Below are 18,275 nucleotides of genomic sequence, written 5' to 3' on the forward strand. Positions count from 1 at the left end.
TTTCGAAATAACATTCTGACTCTAACATCGGGTCCGATTACCGACCCGGAGACCGCATCGAGGGTTCGGCGAGTCCAGCGGCCCCTCGGGCCGCCGCTCGACGCTCATCTGGATCGACGGTCTCCCGGGGTCGGCACAGCTAGTCGGCGAGGAAACGGGGAAGGGATTCGCTCAGCGGTTTCGTATCATTGCGCGGGTCGAAGATGGTGGCGACATAGGTCGTCGAGTAGATCCACCACAGCAGCGCGGCCCGGATCTCCTGCCGGGCCAGCGGCGCGTCGTTCGTCGCCACGGCGGTGAGAGCGTTGAGACTGTCGGCCTTGTTGTACATGACCGCGTACGAGGCCCACGCGAGCAGCCGGTCGTATTGCTCCTGATCCCATCCGCGATAAATGGTGACCGTTCCGGGAATCACGCCGTTCCGGTAGATCGCGTCCCCCGCCGCGGTGAAACGTTGCTGTGTTGCCAGCAGCGGCTCCTGCCCCGCCCGGCCGCGCACCATTTCCGCCACCCGCGCGGCCGCGCCCGGATCACCCGTCGCCTCGGCGTAACTGCGCTCCGCGTCCTGCAGATACGGTTGGCTCGGCAGGGCGAAACGCGCATCGAGCAGTACGTCCGGGTTCGCGCTGAAGTAATTGTCGGTGAACGGTTTCGCCGCCGACGGGGCATTGAGACTCGGGGGCAGCAGGTTCCGCAGCCACGCCGCGTCGTATCCGAACATTCCCACTTCCGCCGGCCCGCGCTCGAGCATGTCGGTGTAGGGGCCCGGCAGGCCGGCGGTGAGCGGCGCATTACTCCGCAATGTCTGCTCGGCGAAGCCGACAGCCTGCGCATCGTTACCGGACAGCGCCGTGTCGCGGTACTGCGCGAGGGCCTGGCTGTAGAACTGCGCGTAGACATCGTCGGTAGGCGTCACCGAGATCAGCGACGGCCGATCGAAGACCCGCATATTCGAGCGCAACCAGGTGCTGGAGTAGTACCCGGCCATGTGGGCAAGCCATTGAGCGCGGCCCAATCCCTCGGCTGTCGCGAGATCGAGGGGGTGCCCCTCCGGCGGTTCGGCTTCGCCCATGGCGATATTGGCGAGCTGGTGCGGTAACCACCAGACGAAGAAGTCCTGCACGTTCGGATTCGCCGTGGTCACCGCACCGGTGTTGGTCAGGTGTGGATTGTTGGCGTATTCCCGCGCGAACGCATCCAGCAACTCCGGATCGGCGACCAGTCCGTTGCGGCCGAGACTCGGATAGCCGTTGTCGACCCATGGATAGAAGGTCAGGCCGACGCCGGAGACCGAATCCTGGGGCGCCGCCTGGGCGGCGACCACCGCGGACAGGCCCATCGTCACAGCCGTGACCACCGCAATCGATGATCTGATCACCCATCGACGACCTCGGATGCCCTGACCTCTCGCGAACCCCACGACTTCCTCCATTCTGTAGGCAGGGGGAGTGTGGCACATCCAGTTGCACTAGGTAGACGTTTTTAACTAAGTAGTCTGTGTCGGTGCCGGGACCGCACGGGATCACGCTCCGAGAACTTGCCGATAGCTGCGGGCTCCGAGCCGACCGGAGGCACCACAGGACCTTTCACCTGGCCGGGATCGAATCCCGATGAGCCGTCCGATGCGCTCGCGACGGTAGTCGATGGTGTCGGCGCGCACGTGGAGGACACGGATGCCATTCGTCTCCCGACCGGGGGCGACTTCAGTGCTCTCCACCCACGACAGGCTGTCGGTGGTCATCGGTGTCCATACGCTCGGTTGCGCTGCCCCAGCTCCTCGTATTCCCGCCAGAGCTACCGAAGCAGTCGAGCCCCGTGTCGCATGACCATGCTCGAGCGGAGTTCGCCGAGTAGGCGATCGAGACTTCCGCATCGCGGCGCGGCGCACGACGGGCGGCCTACGTAACGCCGGAATACTATTGGTACAGAACATGAACCAAGGCAGATCGGGCGCTCGAGGAACGCCTCGCCGCCGTCCACCAGCGTCACCCAGAGCCGATCCCGTCGTCCAAAGTGAGATTCTTGACCACGCAACCTTTTTCCGAAGCTATCGGGCGGGAGCCTGGATCCCGGCCCGCCCCTCCTGCCATGGAGCCGGATGGTGCGCGAGTGCCGCTCTACACCGGCGAATACACGCGGGATCCGATGCGGGTCTTCCAGCAGATGCGCGAAAAGTACGGCTCGATGGCGCCGATCGAGCTGGCCCCGGGAGTCCCCGCGACGCTGGTGCTCGGATATCACACGGCGGTTCGCATTCTGCAGGATCCGGAGCATTTCCCGGCCGACCCGCGCATCTGGCAGGAAACCGTTCCGGCCGATTCACCGGTGCGGCCGGCCATGGAATGGTGTCCCAACGCGCGGCGCAACACCGGTGCCGAACACCGGCGCTATCGCCAGGCCTACACCAGCAGTATCGACCAGATCGACCTGCACTCCCTCCACGGCACGGTGGCCGCGATCGCGACGCCGTTGATCAACGAATTCTGCGAAACCGGCTCGGCCGACCTGACAGCGCAATACGTCTTCCCGATCGTGTTCCAGATGCTGAACGAACTCGTCGGCTGCCCCCCGCATCTCGGGCAGCGGATCGCCGCCGGAATGGCCGCGGTCAGCGATTCCGGCGACAACGGCGCGGAGGCGTTCGCCGTGATCGAAGAAGCGCTGCGGGCGCTGGTGCGGCTGCGGCGCGAGAACCCGGACGGCAATGTGGCCTCGTGGATGGCGCAGCATCCGTCCCGGCTCGACGACACCGAACTCCTGCACCAACTGTTCGATTTCTACGGGGCCGGAGTGGAACCCCTGCACAACCTGATCGCCAACGCGCTGCTGCTGGTGATCGATGACCAGCGGTTCGGCGGTTCGGTCGTCGGGGGCAACCTGTCGACCCGGGACGCGATCGACGAGGTGCTGTTCGAGAACCCCCCGATCGCCAACCTCTGCATGTCCTACCCACGGCAGCCGGTCCTGGTCGACCGGTATTGGCTTCCCGCGCACCAGCCGGTGCTCATCAGCATGGCGGCGTGTAACAACGACCCGGCAGTCGCCGGTGGCGACCGTATCGGAAACCGGTCGCATCTGGCCTGGGGCAGCGGGTCTCATGCCTGCCCGGCCCGGAGCGTTGCCTATCTGATCGCCCAAGAAGCAGTCGACCAGCTCCTCGACGCAGTGCCCGAAATGGAGCTGGCGACATCGCGCGAGAAGTTGGACTGGCGGCCGGGCCCGTTCGCCCGTTCGCTCGCATCACTGCCGGTGACCTTCCCGCCGTCCCCGCCGTTGCCCATACCCTGATCCGGCAGGTCCTCGGCCACTCGCCGATGAGCGCCTCGGCGAGCAGGCCCGACCGCTGCGCAGACAACGGTCTGAGGGTCTAACCATTGACCATTAGTGTAACTGGTGTCACAATGGATCCTCTCGGTTCGACCGATATTGCCGGCTCCTCGATCGGGGACAGCGGCAACGCCGAGGCCACACACGCGGCAACGACGCCCGACGGCGCGCCGCACCCGGACGCAGGGTGGTGAACAATATGGATTCGGCGGTGCACAATGCGGTGCGCGCCGTGGCCGGGGCCGCACAGCGCCTCGGTGTGCAGCCGCAAAGCGCGACCCATGGGGTGCGCGACATCATCAGCGCACTCGAGGCATTGGATTCACTCGAACGCGCGATCGCGGCGTCACCGGAGAGAGCCGACGATATCGTTCTCGATATCCGCTCCGCGCGAGCGGATCTGCTGGCCTACGAATTGGGTCGCCAACGATCCATGCTCGGACTGCTGTCGAATGCCCTGGCGCGGTTACGTGCGGCGACCACGGTCGACGAGCTCGTCGAGTCCGTCCCCCTCCAGGTGACCTCCCTGGGCTATGAGCGGGCAATGTTCTCCTGGGTGGACCACGAACGCTGGGTTCCGCGAGCCATGCACACACTGAGTGGTCCGCAGGAGGCACAGGCGATCCTCGCCGCGGGAACGGCACCGTACCGGCATGTGCGCGACCTGCTGGAGGTCGATGTCGTACGCAAACGCCAGGCGATCCTGGTGCTCGACGCCGACCGCAATCCGCGGGTGCATCCGAATATCACTCCGGTCTCGCGGTCGACGACCTATGTCGCCGCACCGGTGGTCGCACGCAACCATGTCGCGGCATTCGTTCATCTCGACCGCAGTGTCGCCACCGGTGAAACCGACGAATTCGACCGTGATCTGCTGAGTTACTTCTCCGACAGTCTCGGCGTCGTTCTCGATCGACTACTCGCCGAACAACACCTCGCCACGGACGGCGGGGACAGTCCCGTGACCGCCTGGTCCGAAGTACTGACCGCCCGCGAACACGACGTACTGGAGTTGATGGCCGCCGGGCTCACCAACGCCGGGATCGCCGCACGCCTGTTTCTGAGCGAGGAGACGGTGAAGACGCACGTCAAGAAGCTGATGCGCAAACTCGGCGTCGGCAATCGAGCCCAGGCCGCGGCGTTGTATCACCGCAGCAAGGTCTGAGGGCGCTCGGCGAGTCCGTAGGCACCTGGTAAGTCCGTGGCCGCCCGGTAAGGTCGGCGGGCCGCTCGGCGGCGGGCCCGGCGGGCGCAGCGCCCACCGGGTCCGCCGCGAATCATGCCTTCGCGGTCGCCCCGACCGAGCCCACGTCCCGATTCACAGCGAGCACCGCGCGTTCCTCCTCGGACTCGAAGCTCTCGGCCATCATGACGCGCCGCCGGTCCACGAATTCCGGATGCCAGCCCTCTTCGATATGGATCAGACCGCGACGGCCCGCGACGGTGCAGTACCCGCCGGCATCGTGGGATTCCAGCCCGCCCGCCGGCCATACCGCCAGCGCGGAGCGGCCCTCTGCGGTGATCTCGGTCGTCCGGCCCAGCTCGTCGACGAGTACGAACTCGGCCGAGGTGTAGGAGAAGTACTCCCGATCCCGTTCGATGTTCACACTCGCCGAGGTGACCGGTGACTGCTCACCGTCGCGATCGACGTAGCCCAGCACCAGATTCTGGTCCAGTGCCGAGCCGTGCAGGAAGTTGATCGCGATATCGGGGCCGGCCTGGACATTCACCCAGCGGTACTGGTGGATCGCGGTCCAGTCACGACGCCCCCAGGAGTGGTCGCGATGCCCCGTGGTGTCGAATGCGACGACACGGTCACCGATGGTCAGGGTGCCGGTCACCAGCCCGCTCTGCTCGAGCCGGTTGTCGGCAAGCCAGGCCGGGCAGCCCCCACGGTTGTCGTGATAGGTGAAGGCAGGTGTCGTGGCACGGAAACGATAGTCGAGTGCGACGCCGTCGAACTCGAAGTTCACCTGCGCTTCCTGGTGGGGCGCGCCGTGCCGCACGGTCATCGGACCGACCGTCCAATCGTCGAAGTCGGCATCCGCCGGTACCGGCTGCCCCTCCACGTGGAACTGCCCGAATCGCTCGTTGTCGCGACCGAATACCAACCCCATCGCGCCGGCCGCGTGAGTGCCGTCGACCCAGGTGTAGGCGATCACCCCGAGGTCTTCTTCGGGCAGGAATGTGAGGAAGATCAGGCTTTCGCGTTCCAGCGGATCGGCGGCGAGACGATGCCTGCGGTCGTCGGCCGGGGTAAGGGCTTTGGCGAGGTTCACAATCGGTTCTCCGTTCTGTCGGGCGGCAGGATGGCCGCCCGGCGATCAGTTCTGCGGGCGGACCGAAGGAAAGCCGTCGCCGAGCAGGAAGACGGGGGCGAGGATCTCCCCCGCCCGGCCACTCGCCAGCGTGGGCCACGCCTTCTTGGTCAGCTCCGCCGGCGCATCGAAACCGGCTTCCCGCACCTGATCCCACACTCCGGCGCGCTGCGCGAGCGGACGCATGAAATCGTGCGAGTACACGGTGATGCCGTCCCAGATCTTCTCGTCCACACCCATCTTGGCGTACAGGCGATAGAGATCGAGGACACCCTTCTCGGCCTTCGCCGAGATCGCCCGCAGCTCGTCGTTTCCGAGCACCCGCAGCTGTGACATGGGGGTGTCGATGGTGTCGCGGGCGAACACCGCGACACTGTCCAGGTGGTCGAGGTAGGTCGACGGTGTGGTGAACGTCGTACCGATATCGTTGATCGTGACCTCGATATCGGTGTCGCGGAAGACCATCACCTCGGTGACCGCGTACGGCATGCCCTCGCCCACCGCGGCCGCCCAGCTGTACGAGGGTTCGTTGAGGAAGTGGTCGCGCACGAGAGCGAATCCGCCACCGGGCAAGGGATACGGGCCGGTATCGCCCATGCCGAGCCTGTTGTCGTAGTGGACCATGAACCCGAACAGTTCGGTCGCCGCGTTGAACCTGCGGAACACCGATCGATCCTGCGGGTCGGCCAGCGACGTCGCCGCCGCGACCAGCGGTTCCAGCACATCGGTGTCGAGGTGCGGCAGGACGAACCCGCGTCCCGAGGCCAGGCCCGGGCCGTCACCCCAGGTGCCGTGCCACAGCCGCCGGCCGAATTGGATACACGTCTCCACATCGGCCCGCGAACTCACCGGATCGACGAGGTCCAGCTTGACGCCGACGCCGCGGCCGAGGATCGCCATCAGGGCGCTCGCGTAGTTGCGCAGGTGATTGACCTTGGTGCCGACCTCACGCTTGGAGACCTTGCCCAGTTCCACCAGGCCGTCGATGCCGACCGCGGCCGTGATGGTCCGCATCGCCTCGGGATAGACCTCCCATTGCTGAACAAAGGAAAGGGTCTCGTACTCCTGCCGCGGGATGAGCCCGGACTCACCTTCGGTCGACCGTGACGCGATGAGCTCCCACAGGTTCCACGCCATGTAATCGAACCAGCTGTCGATCTGGTCGTCGTCGATCCGATCCGGCCGGATATCGGCGGCGGTGGTGTCGACGAACGGATGCGGATCCCGGCGGCGCATCTCCTGATCTCCGGGGATACCACGCGGAACCTCCCCCATGAACTTCTCCACGAAAACAGCGAAATCGATCGCATCGGTCACCGTCGGCCTCCAGCCAGTCGAAAAGGCATGATCTTTCAATTGAGCAGACCATGCGTGCCATCAACTGCACCCTGCCCGCTTCCCGCCGATCCGCCCATCCCCCGAAGGAGTGAACTGTGTCCCCGGTCACTTTCCGGCCTTCCATGGCGCGATCCACGGCTGTTAACTTCAGACACATCACCAGAGCCGGCCGCGCAACCGAAGACTGCGAACGGACTTCGAATCATCTGCGAGTCAACGCTTTTCGAGGTGCTCATGCCGCGGATCAAACGAGAGGACCACAATGGGAATCAATCTTCTGGAGTCCGGAGCCGAGCGGCGCCACATCTTCCACGATCCGAACGGTCATCCCGACGTTCGCGAGTCGCTGGCCTATCTCCTACCGCTACCCGAACTCGGAATGGGAGTGATCTTCTATACCTGGGTGCACGCTCTCGGCGAGAACGGCACAGGCCGTGCGGGCGTAGCGGGCATCGCCTACGGGCCGGCGGTGGGCGAAACGGTTTTCGAGGTCCACGACGGCATCGGAGTCAGCGATTCGATGTCGTTCGACGACTGGCGGGTGGGGCCGGCGACGATGACCCTCTCCGACGACATGATGGGCTCACGGATCGTTTTCACCGGTGAGCGCCTCACGCTCGACTACCGGTGGGACGGGTTGAACCCCGCCTTCGGTTATCGCGCCAACCGCAACGGATGCCCCGAGTGGCTGGCCCGGGATCGGGCCGAACAAGGCGCCCGCGTGACCGGTACGTTGCGCCTCGACGGGGTCGAACACCGGATCGACGGGTTCGGCCACCGCGACCATTCCTGGGGCATGCGCGACTGGGGCGGTGCCACGCACTGGAAATGGTGGAATGTGATGGCCGGGGGCGGTACTGCCATCCACGTGATGGAGTTGCAGTATTTCGGCAAGACCACCCTGCACGGCTACGTGCAGAAGGACGGAATCATCGCCACCGCCGTCGGACTCGATGCGGATATGACCTTCGACGAACGTTTCGTGCACACGAAGGTCGCCGCCACGGTGACCGACGACGCGGGCCGGGTCACCGAGATCACCTGTCGCCAAGGGGCCGACCTGCAGTGGCCGGTCAGCCCCCGCCTGTGGCTGCACGAGGCGTCGATGCACGCGACGGTCGACGGCGCACCCGCGGTGGGCTATATCGAATGCGCGTGGTCCCCGGAGTACATCGCCCACCATCGCACCGACGGGGCCGGTGCCGGTGGCCGCCACGAACTCACTCTCGACCGGGACTGATCGCATGAACAACCAGCGGACGCAGCTGTGGTGCGCCATGGCCGGACCGGCCGCCATCGGCATCGCGCTGGTGGGGTGGCTCATCGCGGGTATTCTCCCCAAGCCCCCCGCCGCCGATCTGCCGACCGCCGAGCTCGTCCGCTTCTACGCGGACAACCCGGCCGCGGTGCGGACGGGTTTGACCATCTCGATCTTCGGCATCTCCGGTATCGGTGTCTTGACCGCGGCGATCACCGTGCACCTGCTCGCCGCCGAGGGACGCTCGCCGGTCCTGTGCTTCACCCAGATGGTGGCCGGCACCGTGACCTGGGTGCTGCTGGTCGTGCCGCTGGTCATCATGAACGTCGCGGCGTTCCGGCCGGACAGGTCACCGGAGCTGACGGTCCTGTTGAACGATCTCGCCTGGATACTCTTCATACCGCCGGTGGCGCCGTTCGTCGTCCAGAACGTCGCCATTGCCGTGGTGATCCTGCGTGATCGAGCCGAACGGCCGATTCTGCCCCGCTGGGTCGCCTATGCCAACCTCTGGGTCGCCTTCCTCTTCCTGCCCGGTGTGTTGTCCTACTTCTTCAAGAGCGGGCCCTTCGCCTGGCAGGGATTGTTCTCGTTCTGGCTGGCGTTGTCCGCCTACACCGCGTGGGCACTCATCATGGGCTTCTCGCTGCGATCGGCCCTCCGTGCCCAGCACGGACCCGAACCGGCGCCGGCGGCGTGACGACACGGGACCCCGAGGCGCGCCGGGACAACGGCCGCGACGAACTGCCCGCGTTTCTCCGCCGCGAAATCGAATCCGGACCGGCTCGCGCGCCTGCCCGGCCGCGGCAGAGATCGGCCGGCGGCGGAGTCCCGGGAGAGCCGGGCCTCTGGTTGTTCATCCTCGGCGATATGACGCTCTTCGGGCTCTTCTTCGTGGCCTACCTCGCGGCCTACGATCGGGAGCGGGCGGTCTTCGGTGCCGGTGCCCTGACACTCGACACATGGTCCGGGCTCGTCAATACGATCGTGCTGTTGACGAGCTCGTTCTGCGTCGTCGCCGCTCTGGATTCGTTGCGGGCACAACGATTGCGGCGCGCCCGGAACCTCTTCGGGGTGACCGTCGGGCTGGGTACCGTATTCGTCGTCGTCAAGGCGACCGAGTACTGGCATCTCGCCGACCGTGGTTTGAGCCCGGCGACCGACCTCTTCTTCACCTACTACTTCGTACTGACCGGGATCCACCTGACGCACGTGCTGATCGGAATCGCGCTGATCTGCGCATGCCTTCCGGGCTGCCGGGGACCGGACGGCCACGCGTCCGGTTTCGCGGTGGGCGCCGGCGCCTACTGGCATATGGTGGACGCTCTGTGGATGGTGCTGTTTCCGATCCTGTATCTGGTCCCGGCGGCCTGACCTTCTCCCCGAGGAACACCCCCATGACATCACTCCGCGCCGGCGCCGCGATCCTGGTCGCGCTGACCGGCTCGACCGTCTTCGCCGTCGTGATGATCGACTCGCACCACACGACCGTGCTGCTGGGCCCCGGCCTGTGGGTGGCGCTGGTTCTGCTCACCGCTTTCGCCAAGGTCGCGGCCATCGGCTACTGGTTCATGGAGCTGAGGTCGGCCCCGAAGGGGTTGCGCTACCTGTTCTTCGGATGGTGCGTGGCGTTCGCGACGGCAGTGGTGGCAGTGGCGAGCACCTGATCACCTGAGCCGCCGTGGCACCCGTCAGGGCGCCAGCAACAGATTCGAACAGACAGCGTCGACGACCTCCGCAGGCACCCGCGCCATTTCGGCCAGGTAACCCCGGGCGCCTCCGTACTGTTCCTGCAGGTATCGCAGCGTCGAGGCCATCGCCGCGGCCGGTGATTCGAAAAGTACGCGGGCGATCTCGGGATCACGGCCCACCGCGGTGAACCTGTCCGCGTACGCGTCGATCCGGTTGGGCCGCAACAGTTCGGTCAGCGCGTAGTCCTCGATGACGAGTTCGTCGGGCACCCCCAGCGACGAGAGCACCAGAGCCGTGAACACACCGGTCCGGTCCTTGCCCGCGGCGCAGTGGACGAGCGCGGGGAGATCGCGGTCCTCGGCCAGGACGCGGTAGGCAGCACCGAATTGCTCCGCCCGGCGCAGCAACAGGTCGGTGTAGAACCTCGCCATATCCTCGATGCCGAATCCGTCGAGCTCACCGCTGATCAGCATCCGGATGTAGTTCGTATCGGCCCCCTCGCCACCTTCCGCGACAGGAAGGAGAACGAGGCGGGCACCACACACCTGCGCCCAGGCCGTGGGCGCCCGTGACGTCTCCTGCCCCGCGCGCAGATCGATAACGGTCCGCAGCCCGAGGCGCTGGTACTCCGCGCGCGCGGACTCGTCGTAGATCGCGTACGACCCGCTGCCGCCGGGCATGACCAGCGCTTCGGATCGGAACAGGCGACCGGATGCGACCACCCGGTCGTCTACCGTCGGATATCCACCGACATCGCGCAGATTCGAGGTGCCGGGAATCGGGATCCGGCGGCGCACCGACGATGTCATCGGGCGCTCGCGCTCGTGGCCGCCGGCCACTCGGACGCGGTGCCGGGACTCGTACCGAGGTAGTACTGCACGAACTCGCCGGCGTCGGAGTCGCGCGCCGGCGACAGTGCCCGTGCGGCGTCGGATCGTGCGTTCGGTCGCACGGCATGTCGTTTCATCGAAACCTCCGGATCGGGGCAGCGGATTCCGTGGAGAGCACGAATCCGTACCCGGCGCTGCGCCGGGTACGGATCGGCAGGGGTCAGTCCCCGATTGCGAGCGCACGCACCGGGCATCGCCGCACCGCGAGCTCCACCTCTTTGCGCTTGCCCTCGTCGGGCGTCTCGTCGAGAACTTCGAGTTGCCCTTCGTCGTCGATGGTGAATACGTCGGGAGCGGCGTATTCACACTGACCGTGACCCTCACAGAGGTCCCAATCGACATGCACCTTCATCGGCCGGCCTCCTTCTCCACTCGGACATGGAGACGCTTGAAGGCATGGAACTGGTTGGTGTGCAACCTGTCCGGCTCACCGAGCGGGCGAATCCGCAGCCCCCGGTCCAGAACCTGGGTGAGGAACGCGTTCGCCTCGGCGCGTGCCAGATGCGAACCCATGCACGCGTGGATACCCCACCCGAACCCGAGGTGTTCGTTGTCCTCCCGGTCGATCCTGACGGCATCGGGTTCGGCGAACACCGCCGGATCACGATTGGCCGCCTGGAACCAGCACACCACCTTGTCGCCCGCTCGAATCGTCCGGCCGTGCATATCGACATCGGCGGTAGCGGTTCGCCGCATCGCGCGGATGGGAGTGATGTAGCGCAGCATCTCCTCGATCGCCGGCTTCAGCAGGGTGCGGTCCTCGGCCAGCTTGTCCCACTGGTCCGGGAACTCGTCGAACGCCAGGACGGTACCGGTGAGCAGGTTCCTGGTCGTCTCGTTACCCGCTCCGACCAACACGAAGTAATAGGCGGCCAGGTCGTCCCACGGCAGCGGTTCGCCGTCGAGCTCCGCGTGCACCAGTTTGGAAACGATATCGTTACGGGGCTCTCTACGTCGCTGTTCGCTGAGCTCGCGGAAGTACCCGAACATCTCGGTGCGCGCGCGTTCCTTCTCGTCCGGGCCGCGCATGTACTCCGGGTCGTCGGAGACGACACGGTTGGTCCAGTCGAGCAGCAGCCCGCAGTCCTCCAGCGGCACGCCGAGCACCTGGCCCAGCGCCTGGATGGGCAACAACGCCGAGGCCGAGTGCACGAACTCGACCTCTCCCCGCACTTCGATATCGTCGAGAACAGCGGTGACCGATCGATCGATCACCTCCTGCCATTCCTTGATCCGCACCGCGCGCAGGTGCGGTGCCGCGAGCCTGCGGAGCTTGCCGTGCCGGGGCGGGTCGGTGTTGTGCACCGTGCTGGTGCCGCCTTCGACCTTGCGGCTGAGGATCTGGGTGCCCTCACCGTTGACGAAGGTCACGGGATCGGTGACGACGCGCATCACGTCGGCGTATCGCGTGACCGACCAGAACCCCGGCCCGTCGGACTCGTCGTTCCAGTGCAACGGGTCGTGCTCGCGCAGTTCTGCGAGCACGGCGTTCTCCACACCGTCGATGAACGGTGTCAGGTCCATCAGATCGGTGGACCGCTGTTCCACAGTCATGGTGTCCTCACCGCTCAGCTCGAGGTCACGTGCGGGAATCCCTTGCCGAACAACAGGACCGGCGTCAGGATCTCCGCGGCGCGGGAACTGGTCAGCGTCGGCCAGGCGGCCTCGGCGTTCGGGTGCAGGGTGTCGAAACCCTCGGCTACGAACCGGTCCCACAACCCCACGCGGGAAGCGTGCGGGAGCAGGAATTCGCGGGTGTAGACCAGGACACCGTCGCGGATCTTCTCCTCGGTCGATTTCTTCGACAATGTCCGGTACATCTCCATCGTGCCCTTCTGGCAACGCTGGGTGATGCTGTCCATCTCCGCCTTGTCGAGCACGCGCAGCTCGCTCATCGGCGTCGTCATGGTGTCCCGGGCGAAGACGACACCACTTTCGAGGAAATCCAGATAGTTCGACGGCTCGCTGAAGGTCGTCTGGATCTCGGTGATCGTCGCCGAAACCTGCTCGGCGGAGAACACCAGAACTTCGGTGACGCAGTAGGGCAGACCTTCGGCGACGCCCGCCCACGGGTAGGCCGTCTCGTTCAGGAAGTGATCACGCACGATCGCGAACCTGTTGCCCGGCAGCGGATACGGGCCCGTATCCGCCATTCCGGCGCGGCAGTCGTAGTGGAGCATGAACCCGAAGAGTTCGGTACGGGCATTGAACTGGCGGAAGGCCTGCAGATCCTGCGGATCGTCCAGCGGCCGGACCTGATCGACCAGCGTCTGCAGGACATCGGCGGCCAGAACGGGCACCGTGTACTGCCGGCCGGAGACGAATCCGGGACCGTCACCCCAGGTTCCGTGCTGCAAGCGCCTACCGAACTGGATCAGGGTTTCCAGATCCTCGCGCCGGTCCGCCGGGGTGTCCTGGCCGAGTTCGATCCCGATTCCGCGTCCGAGGATCGGGCAGACCGAGGCCGCCCAGTTGCGGGTGACGTTGATCTTGGTGCCGATCTCCCGGCTGGAGGTCTTCGCGAGTTCGAGGACCCCGTCGATCCCGATCTCGTCGGTGAGCATCCGGATGAACCGGGGGTAGGTGTTCCACTGCTGGACAAAGGAGACGGTCTCGTACTCCTGCCGCGGAATGAGCCCGGACTCTCCCTCGGAGGCACGTCCGAGAATGAAATCCCACAGGTTCCATGCCGCGTAGTCGAGCCAGCTGTCGATCTGGACGTCCGCGAGCTCGGTCGAGCGCACGTCCGCGGCCGTGGTGTCCATGAAAGGAACCTCGACACGCTCGCGCATCCGGCGGTCGCCCTCCACACCCTGGGGGACCTCGGCCTGGAACGCCTGCAGGAACGGGGTCGGATCGAAGGCCTCGGTGGTCTGTTCTGCTGTCGCCATAGTGCTGCTACGCGTCCTTCCCGAGCAGGAACACCAGGCCGGTGTCGCCCGCGGTGTCGAGGCGGACGGTGGTCCCGTCCGCGGGGATGGTCTCACCTCGCGAGGTCTGGATACCCTCGGTGAATTCGGCTGACATCACACAGGGGATCCCGAACTCACGGGACAGGATGCCGAGATGGCTCTCGGGGGCGCCCTGCAGGGTGATCAGGCCGGCGACGCCCGCCATCAGCGCCGGAGACATGAAGGTGGTGGTCCCGCCTCGGGAGATCACGATCGTCTCCGCCACATCCGGGCCGTCGACGAATTCGAGCACCTCCTCCGGGGAGTCGAGGAAGCGGATCTTTCCGGTCGCTCCTTGCGCGGAGGTGAAGGCCTTGATTCCGCTTCCGATCTGCTTCTCGGACACGATGTCTGCGGTGGTCATGCGGATCTCCTTGTCGAACGACTGGTCGCAAATTGTCGGACCATTGCCGGAAGCATGTAACCGCTGTCACAATGGCGTCAACCCATCCGGCGCAACTTGCCCGGAGTTTCCCCCGTTCGGGGTAGTCCGGGCCGCGAGCGACCGGAGATCGGAGGCGATGGTGAGTGGCGGCGAGATGGATCCCGCGATCAGCGAAGCGATCGAGGTGATCGTCGGTACCGCCAGACGCTTGAGCACATCACCGCGCAGCGCCACGCACGGTGTACTCGGCGTTGAGTCCGCCTTGGAAGCGTTGACGGCCATGGAAAGGGCTCTGACCAGTAGGGAAACCGCAGGAATCGGCCGCGCGGCCCGCTCGACGATCCGTTCCGCGCGAGCCCAGTTGCTGTCGGTGCGACTGGCCGGGAAGCGCTCGAAGGTCGAGCTGATCACTGCGCAGATCGCCCGCCTCCGCGCCGCGCGCTCCCTCGAGGACCTGCTCGAATCCCTGCCGTCGGAGGTCTCGGCACTGGGCTACGAGCGAGTTCTGTTCTCCTGGGTCGAGAACGAGCGGTGGGTCCCCCGGTCGGCCTATGTGATGGGCCGGCCGCAGGAGTCACAGGCGATGCTGACGGCGGGCGGCCCGCCCTATCAGCCGGTCCGCGAACTGCTCGAAGTCGATGTCGTCCGGAAGCGGCGCCCGATCCTGGTCCTGGACGCCGATACCAATCCTCGGGTCCACCCGACCATCTACCCCGTCACGAGATCGCTCACCTATGTGGCCGCGCCGGTGGTGGCCCACGACCGAGTCGCGGGCATCGTCCATGTGGACCGCAGCATCGAGACCGGGCTCAACGACGAATTCGATCGCGATCTGCTCGCGCTCTTCTGCCAGAGCGTCGGTATCGCTGTGGACCGCCTTCTCGATGCCCCCAGCAGCACCGACACCGATACCCCGAGCGCGATCACCCAGCACTGGCCGGCGGCGCTGACGCAGCGCGAGCGCGAGGTCCTCCGGCTGATGGCCGCCGGGTTCACCAACGCACAGATCGGCGCCCGGCTCTACATCAGCGAAGAGACGGCGAAGACCCACGCGAAGCGTCTGATGCGCAAGATGGGTGTCTCGAACCGGGCCCAGGCGGGGGCGATGTACCACCGCTTGCGCGCGTCCTGACCGCCGAACCGGCACACACCCCGCATGGTCCCCCGAAAGGGGGAAGTGTGGGACCGATCACTCCAAATGGTTTCGGTGAGCTGGGACATCCCGTAAATTGTGGCGCTATGACCGAATGGTCTGACCATAAACGACAGGAAGACAAAGTGACTGGCGTCTATTCCTTCGACCACGATCACGACGGGCCCGCACGAGAGCTGGGCCATCTCCTCGGCGGCAAAGGGGCAGGGCTGGCAGAGATGACGGGAGCGCTCGGCCTCAACGTGCCGCCCGGCTTCACCATCACCGTGCCGGTGTGCTGCGAGTACCTGCGAACCGGCTGGCCCACCTCGCTCGACGCCGAGATCCGCGCCCATATCGCCCGGCTCGAACGGGCGATGGGCCGGCAGCTGGGCGACCCGAACGATCCGCTGCTGGTCGCAGTGCGCAGCGGCGCTCCCGTCTCGATGCCGGGCATGCTCGACACGGTGCTCAACCTCGGCCTCAACGACGACACGGTGCTGGGTCTGGCTCGTCGCTCCGGTGACGACCGTTTCGCGTGGGACAGCTACCGCCGATTCCTCACCATGTTCGCGACCACCGTCATGGGCCTCGACGAGGAAGCGCTCGAGCCCGGTACGGCAGGTGCCACGCCCGAACAACTCCGCGGGCAGGTACACGCGCTGCGGGAGACGATCGGCGAACTGGCCGGACGACCGGTTCCCGCCGATCCCTTCCAGCAGCTCCGCGAGGCGATCGAGGCGGTCTTCCGTTCGTGGGGATCCCCGCGCGCACGCGCCTACCGGGACCGCGAGTCCATCGACGAGAGCATGGGAACCGGGTGCAATATCCAGGCGATGGTCTTCGGCAACCGCGGTGAGAACTCCGGTACCGGCGTCGTCTTCACCCGCAACCCGTCCACCGGTGAGGCCCTGCCCTACGGCGACTATCTGCCGCGCGCGCAGGGCGAGGACGTGGTGGCCGGCAATACCCGCACCCTGCCGATCACTCACCTCGCCGAACACCAGCCCGACGCCTACACCGAGCTGATGTCGACGTTACGGCGGCTGGAACTGCACTACCGCGACGTCTGCGATGTCGAGTTCACCGTCGAGGACGGCAGGCTCTGGCTGCTGCAGACCCGGGTCGGCAAGCGCGGAGCCGTCGCCGCGGTACGGATCGCGGTGGATATGGCCGACGACGACGCGATCGCGCTCACCCCCGAGGAAGTGCTGAGCCGGGTCCCGGAGCCGGTGCGCGCCCGCGCCCGCGCCGAGGTCGCGGCCGAAGTGCTCGCGCCCGGAACCGGCAGCTCCCTGTTCGCCACCGGGCTCGGCGCATCGCCCGGTCTGGTCAGCGGACGCGTCGTCCTCACCGCCGAGGACGCCCTCTGCGCCGATGAGGATGTGATTCTGGTGCGGACCAGTACCAGCCCCGAGGACGTAGCCGGAATGTCGGCCTCGGTGGGCATCCTCACCACCCGCGGCGGGCTGGTGAGTCATGCCGCCGTGGTCGCCCGCGACTGGGGCATACCCGCGGTCGTCGGTGCCGACCGGCTGGCCGTCACCGGCGACGAGATCCGGTCACAAGACGGGCTCGTGGTCCGCGCGGGTGAGATCATCACCGTCGACGGCGGCAGCGGATGCGTCTGGATCGGCGAGGTCCGCACCGCTGTCGCCGATGCCACCAGCGCGGTCACCGAACGACTCCCGCACCTGCTCCGCATCGAGCAGTGGGCCGGCCGGCGGGAAGTGTCGCCGGCATGACCGCGCCCACGCAACCACGGCATATCGTGGTCGTCGGTGCCTCGCTGGCCGGTCTGCGGGCCGTACAGGCCGCCCGCGAAAGCGGCTTCACCGGACGCCTGACCCTGGTCGGCGCGGAGGAACATCTCCCCTACGACCGGCCGCCGCTGTCCAAGGAGTACCTTGCCGAGGGCCCGGCGACCACCGCCCATGTATTCCCCGAAGCCGCCGATCTCGCCGCGACGCTGGACCTCGATCTCCGGCTCGGCACCCGGGCGACCGGGCTCGACATCGACGGCCACACGGTCACGACGACCCGCGGCGAGATCGACTACGACGCCCTCCTCGTCGCCACCGGGGTGCACGCTCGCCGGCTCCCCGGCACCGGGCACCTGACCGGCGTCCATGTCCTGCGCAACCTCGACGACGCGCGCGCGATCCGCGCGGCGTTCGACGCCCGCGCCCGGGTGGTGGTGATCGGCGCCGGATTCATCGGCGCGGAGGTCGCCTCGGCGGCGGCGCGTCGCGGCCTGGCACCGGCCGTCGTCGAGGCCGCGCCGATACCGCTGGTGCGGGCACTGGGCGAAACGGGAGGAGCCGGTCTGGCCCGAATGCATCACCGGCACGGTGTCGACTTCCGCTGCGGGGTGGCCGTTTCGGAACTTCTGGGCGATCACCACGTCGAAGCCGTGCGCCTGGTGGACGGCTCGGAGATCCCCGCCGATCTGGTGATCGTCGGCATCGGCGCGACGCCGGCCACCGAATGGCTCGAAACATCCGGTCTGACCGTCTCCGACGGGGTCGTCTGCGACCGGTTGCTGCAGGCCGGCCCCGACGTCTGGGCCGCGGGCGATATCGCCCGGTGGGAGAACCCGTTGTTCGAACGCCCCATGCGGCTGGAGCATTGGACCAACGCGGGTGAGCAGGCAGCACACGCCATGGAGAACCTGCTCTCGCCGGAAGAAGCCACTCCCTATCGGCACGTCCCGTACTTCTGGTCGGACTGGTACGGCCGGCGCATCCAGTTCGCCGGCCTTCCCGTCGGCGAACCGGCCGTGGTCGCCGGCAGCTGGGACGATGACCTCGTCGCCCTCTATCGGGAGGGCGAGCGGCTCGTCGGCGCGCTCACCGTCGATCGCCGCGGCGACATCATGAAGTACCGCTCCCGGATAGCGCGACACGACAACTGGTTCGCGGCACTCGAATTCGCTGCCGAACGTAATGCGGCAGTTATCGCGACGCGCACCTAGACCGCCGAGGAGA

General features: G+C 66.6%; 17 protein-coding genes. 9 read left to right on the forward strand and 8 right to left on the reverse strand.

The genetic code is table 11. The features are described from left to right. Window positions 1-139: 139 nt before the first annotated feature. A complete protein-coding gene (locus IEY68_RS16225) occupies window positions 140-1,357 on the reverse strand; it encodes a hypothetical protein (protein WP_189094337.1) in 1,218 nt (405 codons plus the stop codon). Window positions 1,358-2,109: 752 nt separating this feature from the next. On the opposite strand from IEY68_RS16225, the gene IEY68_RS16230 reads away from it, so the two are divergent. Together IEY68_RS16230 and IEY68_RS16235 are read left to right on the forward strand one after the other, a co-directional pair. After that, window positions 2,110-3,288 (forward strand): cytochrome P450 family protein, encoded by a 1,179-nt coding sequence (locus IEY68_RS16230; RefSeq protein ID WP_308434973.1) that lies wholly within the window; start codon window positions 2,110-2,112, stop codon window positions 3,286-3,288. Between the two features lie 238 nt (window positions 3,289-3,526). Beyond that, complete coding sequence (locus IEY68_RS16235) at window positions 3,527-4,492, forward strand: helix-turn-helix transcriptional regulator (RefSeq protein WP_062999582.1); 966 nt, start codon at window positions 3,527-3,529, stop codon at window positions 4,490-4,492. A 112-nt stretch (window positions 4,493-4,604) separates the two neighbouring features. Here IEY68_RS16235 and IEY68_RS16240 read toward each other — a convergent pair whose 3' ends face one another. Both IEY68_RS16240 and IEY68_RS16245 read right to left on the reverse strand, forming a co-directional pair. Further along, window positions 4,605-5,606, reverse strand: a complete 1,002-nt coding sequence (locus tag IEY68_RS16240) for a DUF7064 domain-containing protein (protein WP_062999497.1) — start codon at window positions 5,604-5,606, stop codon at window positions 4,605-4,607. Window positions 5,607-5,651: 45 nt separating this feature from the next. Further along, window positions 5,652-6,962, reverse strand: coding sequence for a hypothetical protein (locus IEY68_RS16245; protein WP_062999499.1), 1,311 nt, complete (start codon window positions 6,960-6,962; stop codon window positions 5,652-5,654). A 283-nt stretch (window positions 6,963-7,245) separates the two neighbouring features. Here IEY68_RS16245 and IEY68_RS16250 point away from each other — a divergent pair, with 283 nt between their 5' ends. Genes IEY68_RS16250 through IEY68_RS16265 form a run of 4 tightly spaced genes read left to right on the forward strand, consistent with a single transcriptional unit; the run spans window position 7,246 to window position 9,905 of the window. Further along, entirely contained in the window at window positions 7,246-8,223 is a 978-nt protein-coding gene (locus tag IEY68_RS16250) for a DUF7064 domain-containing protein (protein WP_062999501.1), read from the forward strand. 4 nt (window positions 8,224-8,227) lie between these two features. After that, window positions 8,228-8,938: a hypothetical protein gene (locus IEY68_RS16255; protein WP_189094338.1), complete on the forward strand. Its 711-nt coding sequence runs from the start codon at window positions 8,228-8,230 to the stop codon at window positions 8,936-8,938. After that, window positions 8,935-9,612: a cytochrome c oxidase subunit 3 gene (locus tag IEY68_RS16260; RefSeq protein ID WP_062999505.1), complete on the forward strand. Its 678-nt coding sequence runs from the start codon at window positions 8,935-8,937 to the stop codon at window positions 9,610-9,612. The genes IEY68_RS16255 and IEY68_RS16260 overlap by 4 nt, the downstream gene beginning before the upstream one ends. Before the next feature lie 23 nt (window positions 9,613-9,635). Continuing rightward, entirely contained in the window at window positions 9,636-9,905 is a 270-nt protein-coding gene (locus IEY68_RS16265; RefSeq protein ID WP_062999506.1) for a cytochrome C oxidase subunit IV family protein, read from the forward strand. 24 nt (window positions 9,906-9,929) lie between these two features. Here IEY68_RS16265 and IEY68_RS16270 read toward each other — a convergent pair whose 3' ends face one another. The 5 genes from IEY68_RS16270 to IEY68_RS16290 all read right to left on the reverse strand — a co-directional run bounded on the left by IEY68_RS16270 (window position 9,930) and on the right by IEY68_RS16290 (window position 14,135). After that, window positions 9,930-10,739 carry a tyrosine-protein phosphatase gene (locus tag IEY68_RS16270; RefSeq protein WP_062999584.1) on the reverse strand — a complete coding sequence of 270 codons (810 nt, stop codon included), beginning with the start codon at window positions 10,737-10,739 and terminating at the stop codon, window positions 9,930-9,932. Between the two features lie 241 nt (window positions 10,740-10,980). After that, complete coding sequence (locus IEY68_RS16275) at window positions 10,981-11,172, reverse strand: ferredoxin (protein ID WP_062999507.1); 192 nt, start codon at window positions 11,170-11,172, stop codon at window positions 10,981-10,983. Further along, window positions 11,169-12,374 (reverse strand): cytochrome P450, encoded by a 1,206-nt coding sequence (locus IEY68_RS16280; protein ID WP_062999508.1) that lies wholly within the window; start codon window positions 12,372-12,374, stop codon window positions 11,169-11,171. The genes IEY68_RS16275 and IEY68_RS16280 overlap by 4 nt, the downstream gene beginning before the upstream one ends. Window positions 12,375-12,388: 14 nt before the next feature. Then, complete coding sequence (locus tag IEY68_RS16285; RefSeq protein WP_062999509.1) at window positions 12,389-13,711, reverse strand: hypothetical protein; 1,323 nt, start codon at window positions 13,709-13,711, stop codon at window positions 12,389-12,391. A gap of 7 nt (window positions 13,712-13,718) precedes the next feature. Then, window positions 13,719-14,135, reverse strand: a complete 417-nt coding sequence (locus IEY68_RS16290; protein WP_062999511.1) for a PEP-utilizing enzyme — start codon at window positions 14,133-14,135, stop codon at window positions 13,719-13,721. A 157-nt stretch (window positions 14,136-14,292) separates the two neighbouring features. On the opposite strand from IEY68_RS16290, the gene IEY68_RS16295 reads away from it, so the two are divergent. From IEY68_RS16295 to IEY68_RS16305, 3 genes are all read left to right on the forward strand, one after another. Then, on the forward strand, window positions 14,293-15,288 hold the full coding sequence (locus tag IEY68_RS16295) for a helix-turn-helix transcriptional regulator (protein ID WP_373292981.1): 996 nt from the start codon (window positions 14,293-14,295) through the stop codon (window positions 15,286-15,288). A gap of 146 nt (window positions 15,289-15,434) precedes the next feature. Continuing rightward, window positions 15,435-17,033, forward strand: a complete 1,599-nt coding sequence (locus tag IEY68_RS16300; protein WP_062999590.1) for a pyruvate, phosphate dikinase — start codon at window positions 15,435-15,437, stop codon at window positions 17,031-17,033. Continuing rightward, on the forward strand, window positions 17,030-18,262 hold the full coding sequence (locus IEY68_RS16305; RefSeq protein ID WP_062999588.1) for an NAD(P)/FAD-dependent oxidoreductase: 1,233 nt from the start codon (window positions 17,030-17,032) through the stop codon (window positions 18,260-18,262). Before IEY68_RS16300 ends, IEY68_RS16305 begins: the two co-directional genes overlap by 4 nt. Window positions 18,263-18,275 lie beyond the last annotated feature (13 nt).

The organism is Nocardia jinanensis, assembly GCF_014645735.1.
Classification (GTDB): domain Bacteria; phylum Actinomycetota; class Actinomycetes; order Mycobacteriales; family Mycobacteriaceae; genus Nocardia; species Nocardia jinanensis.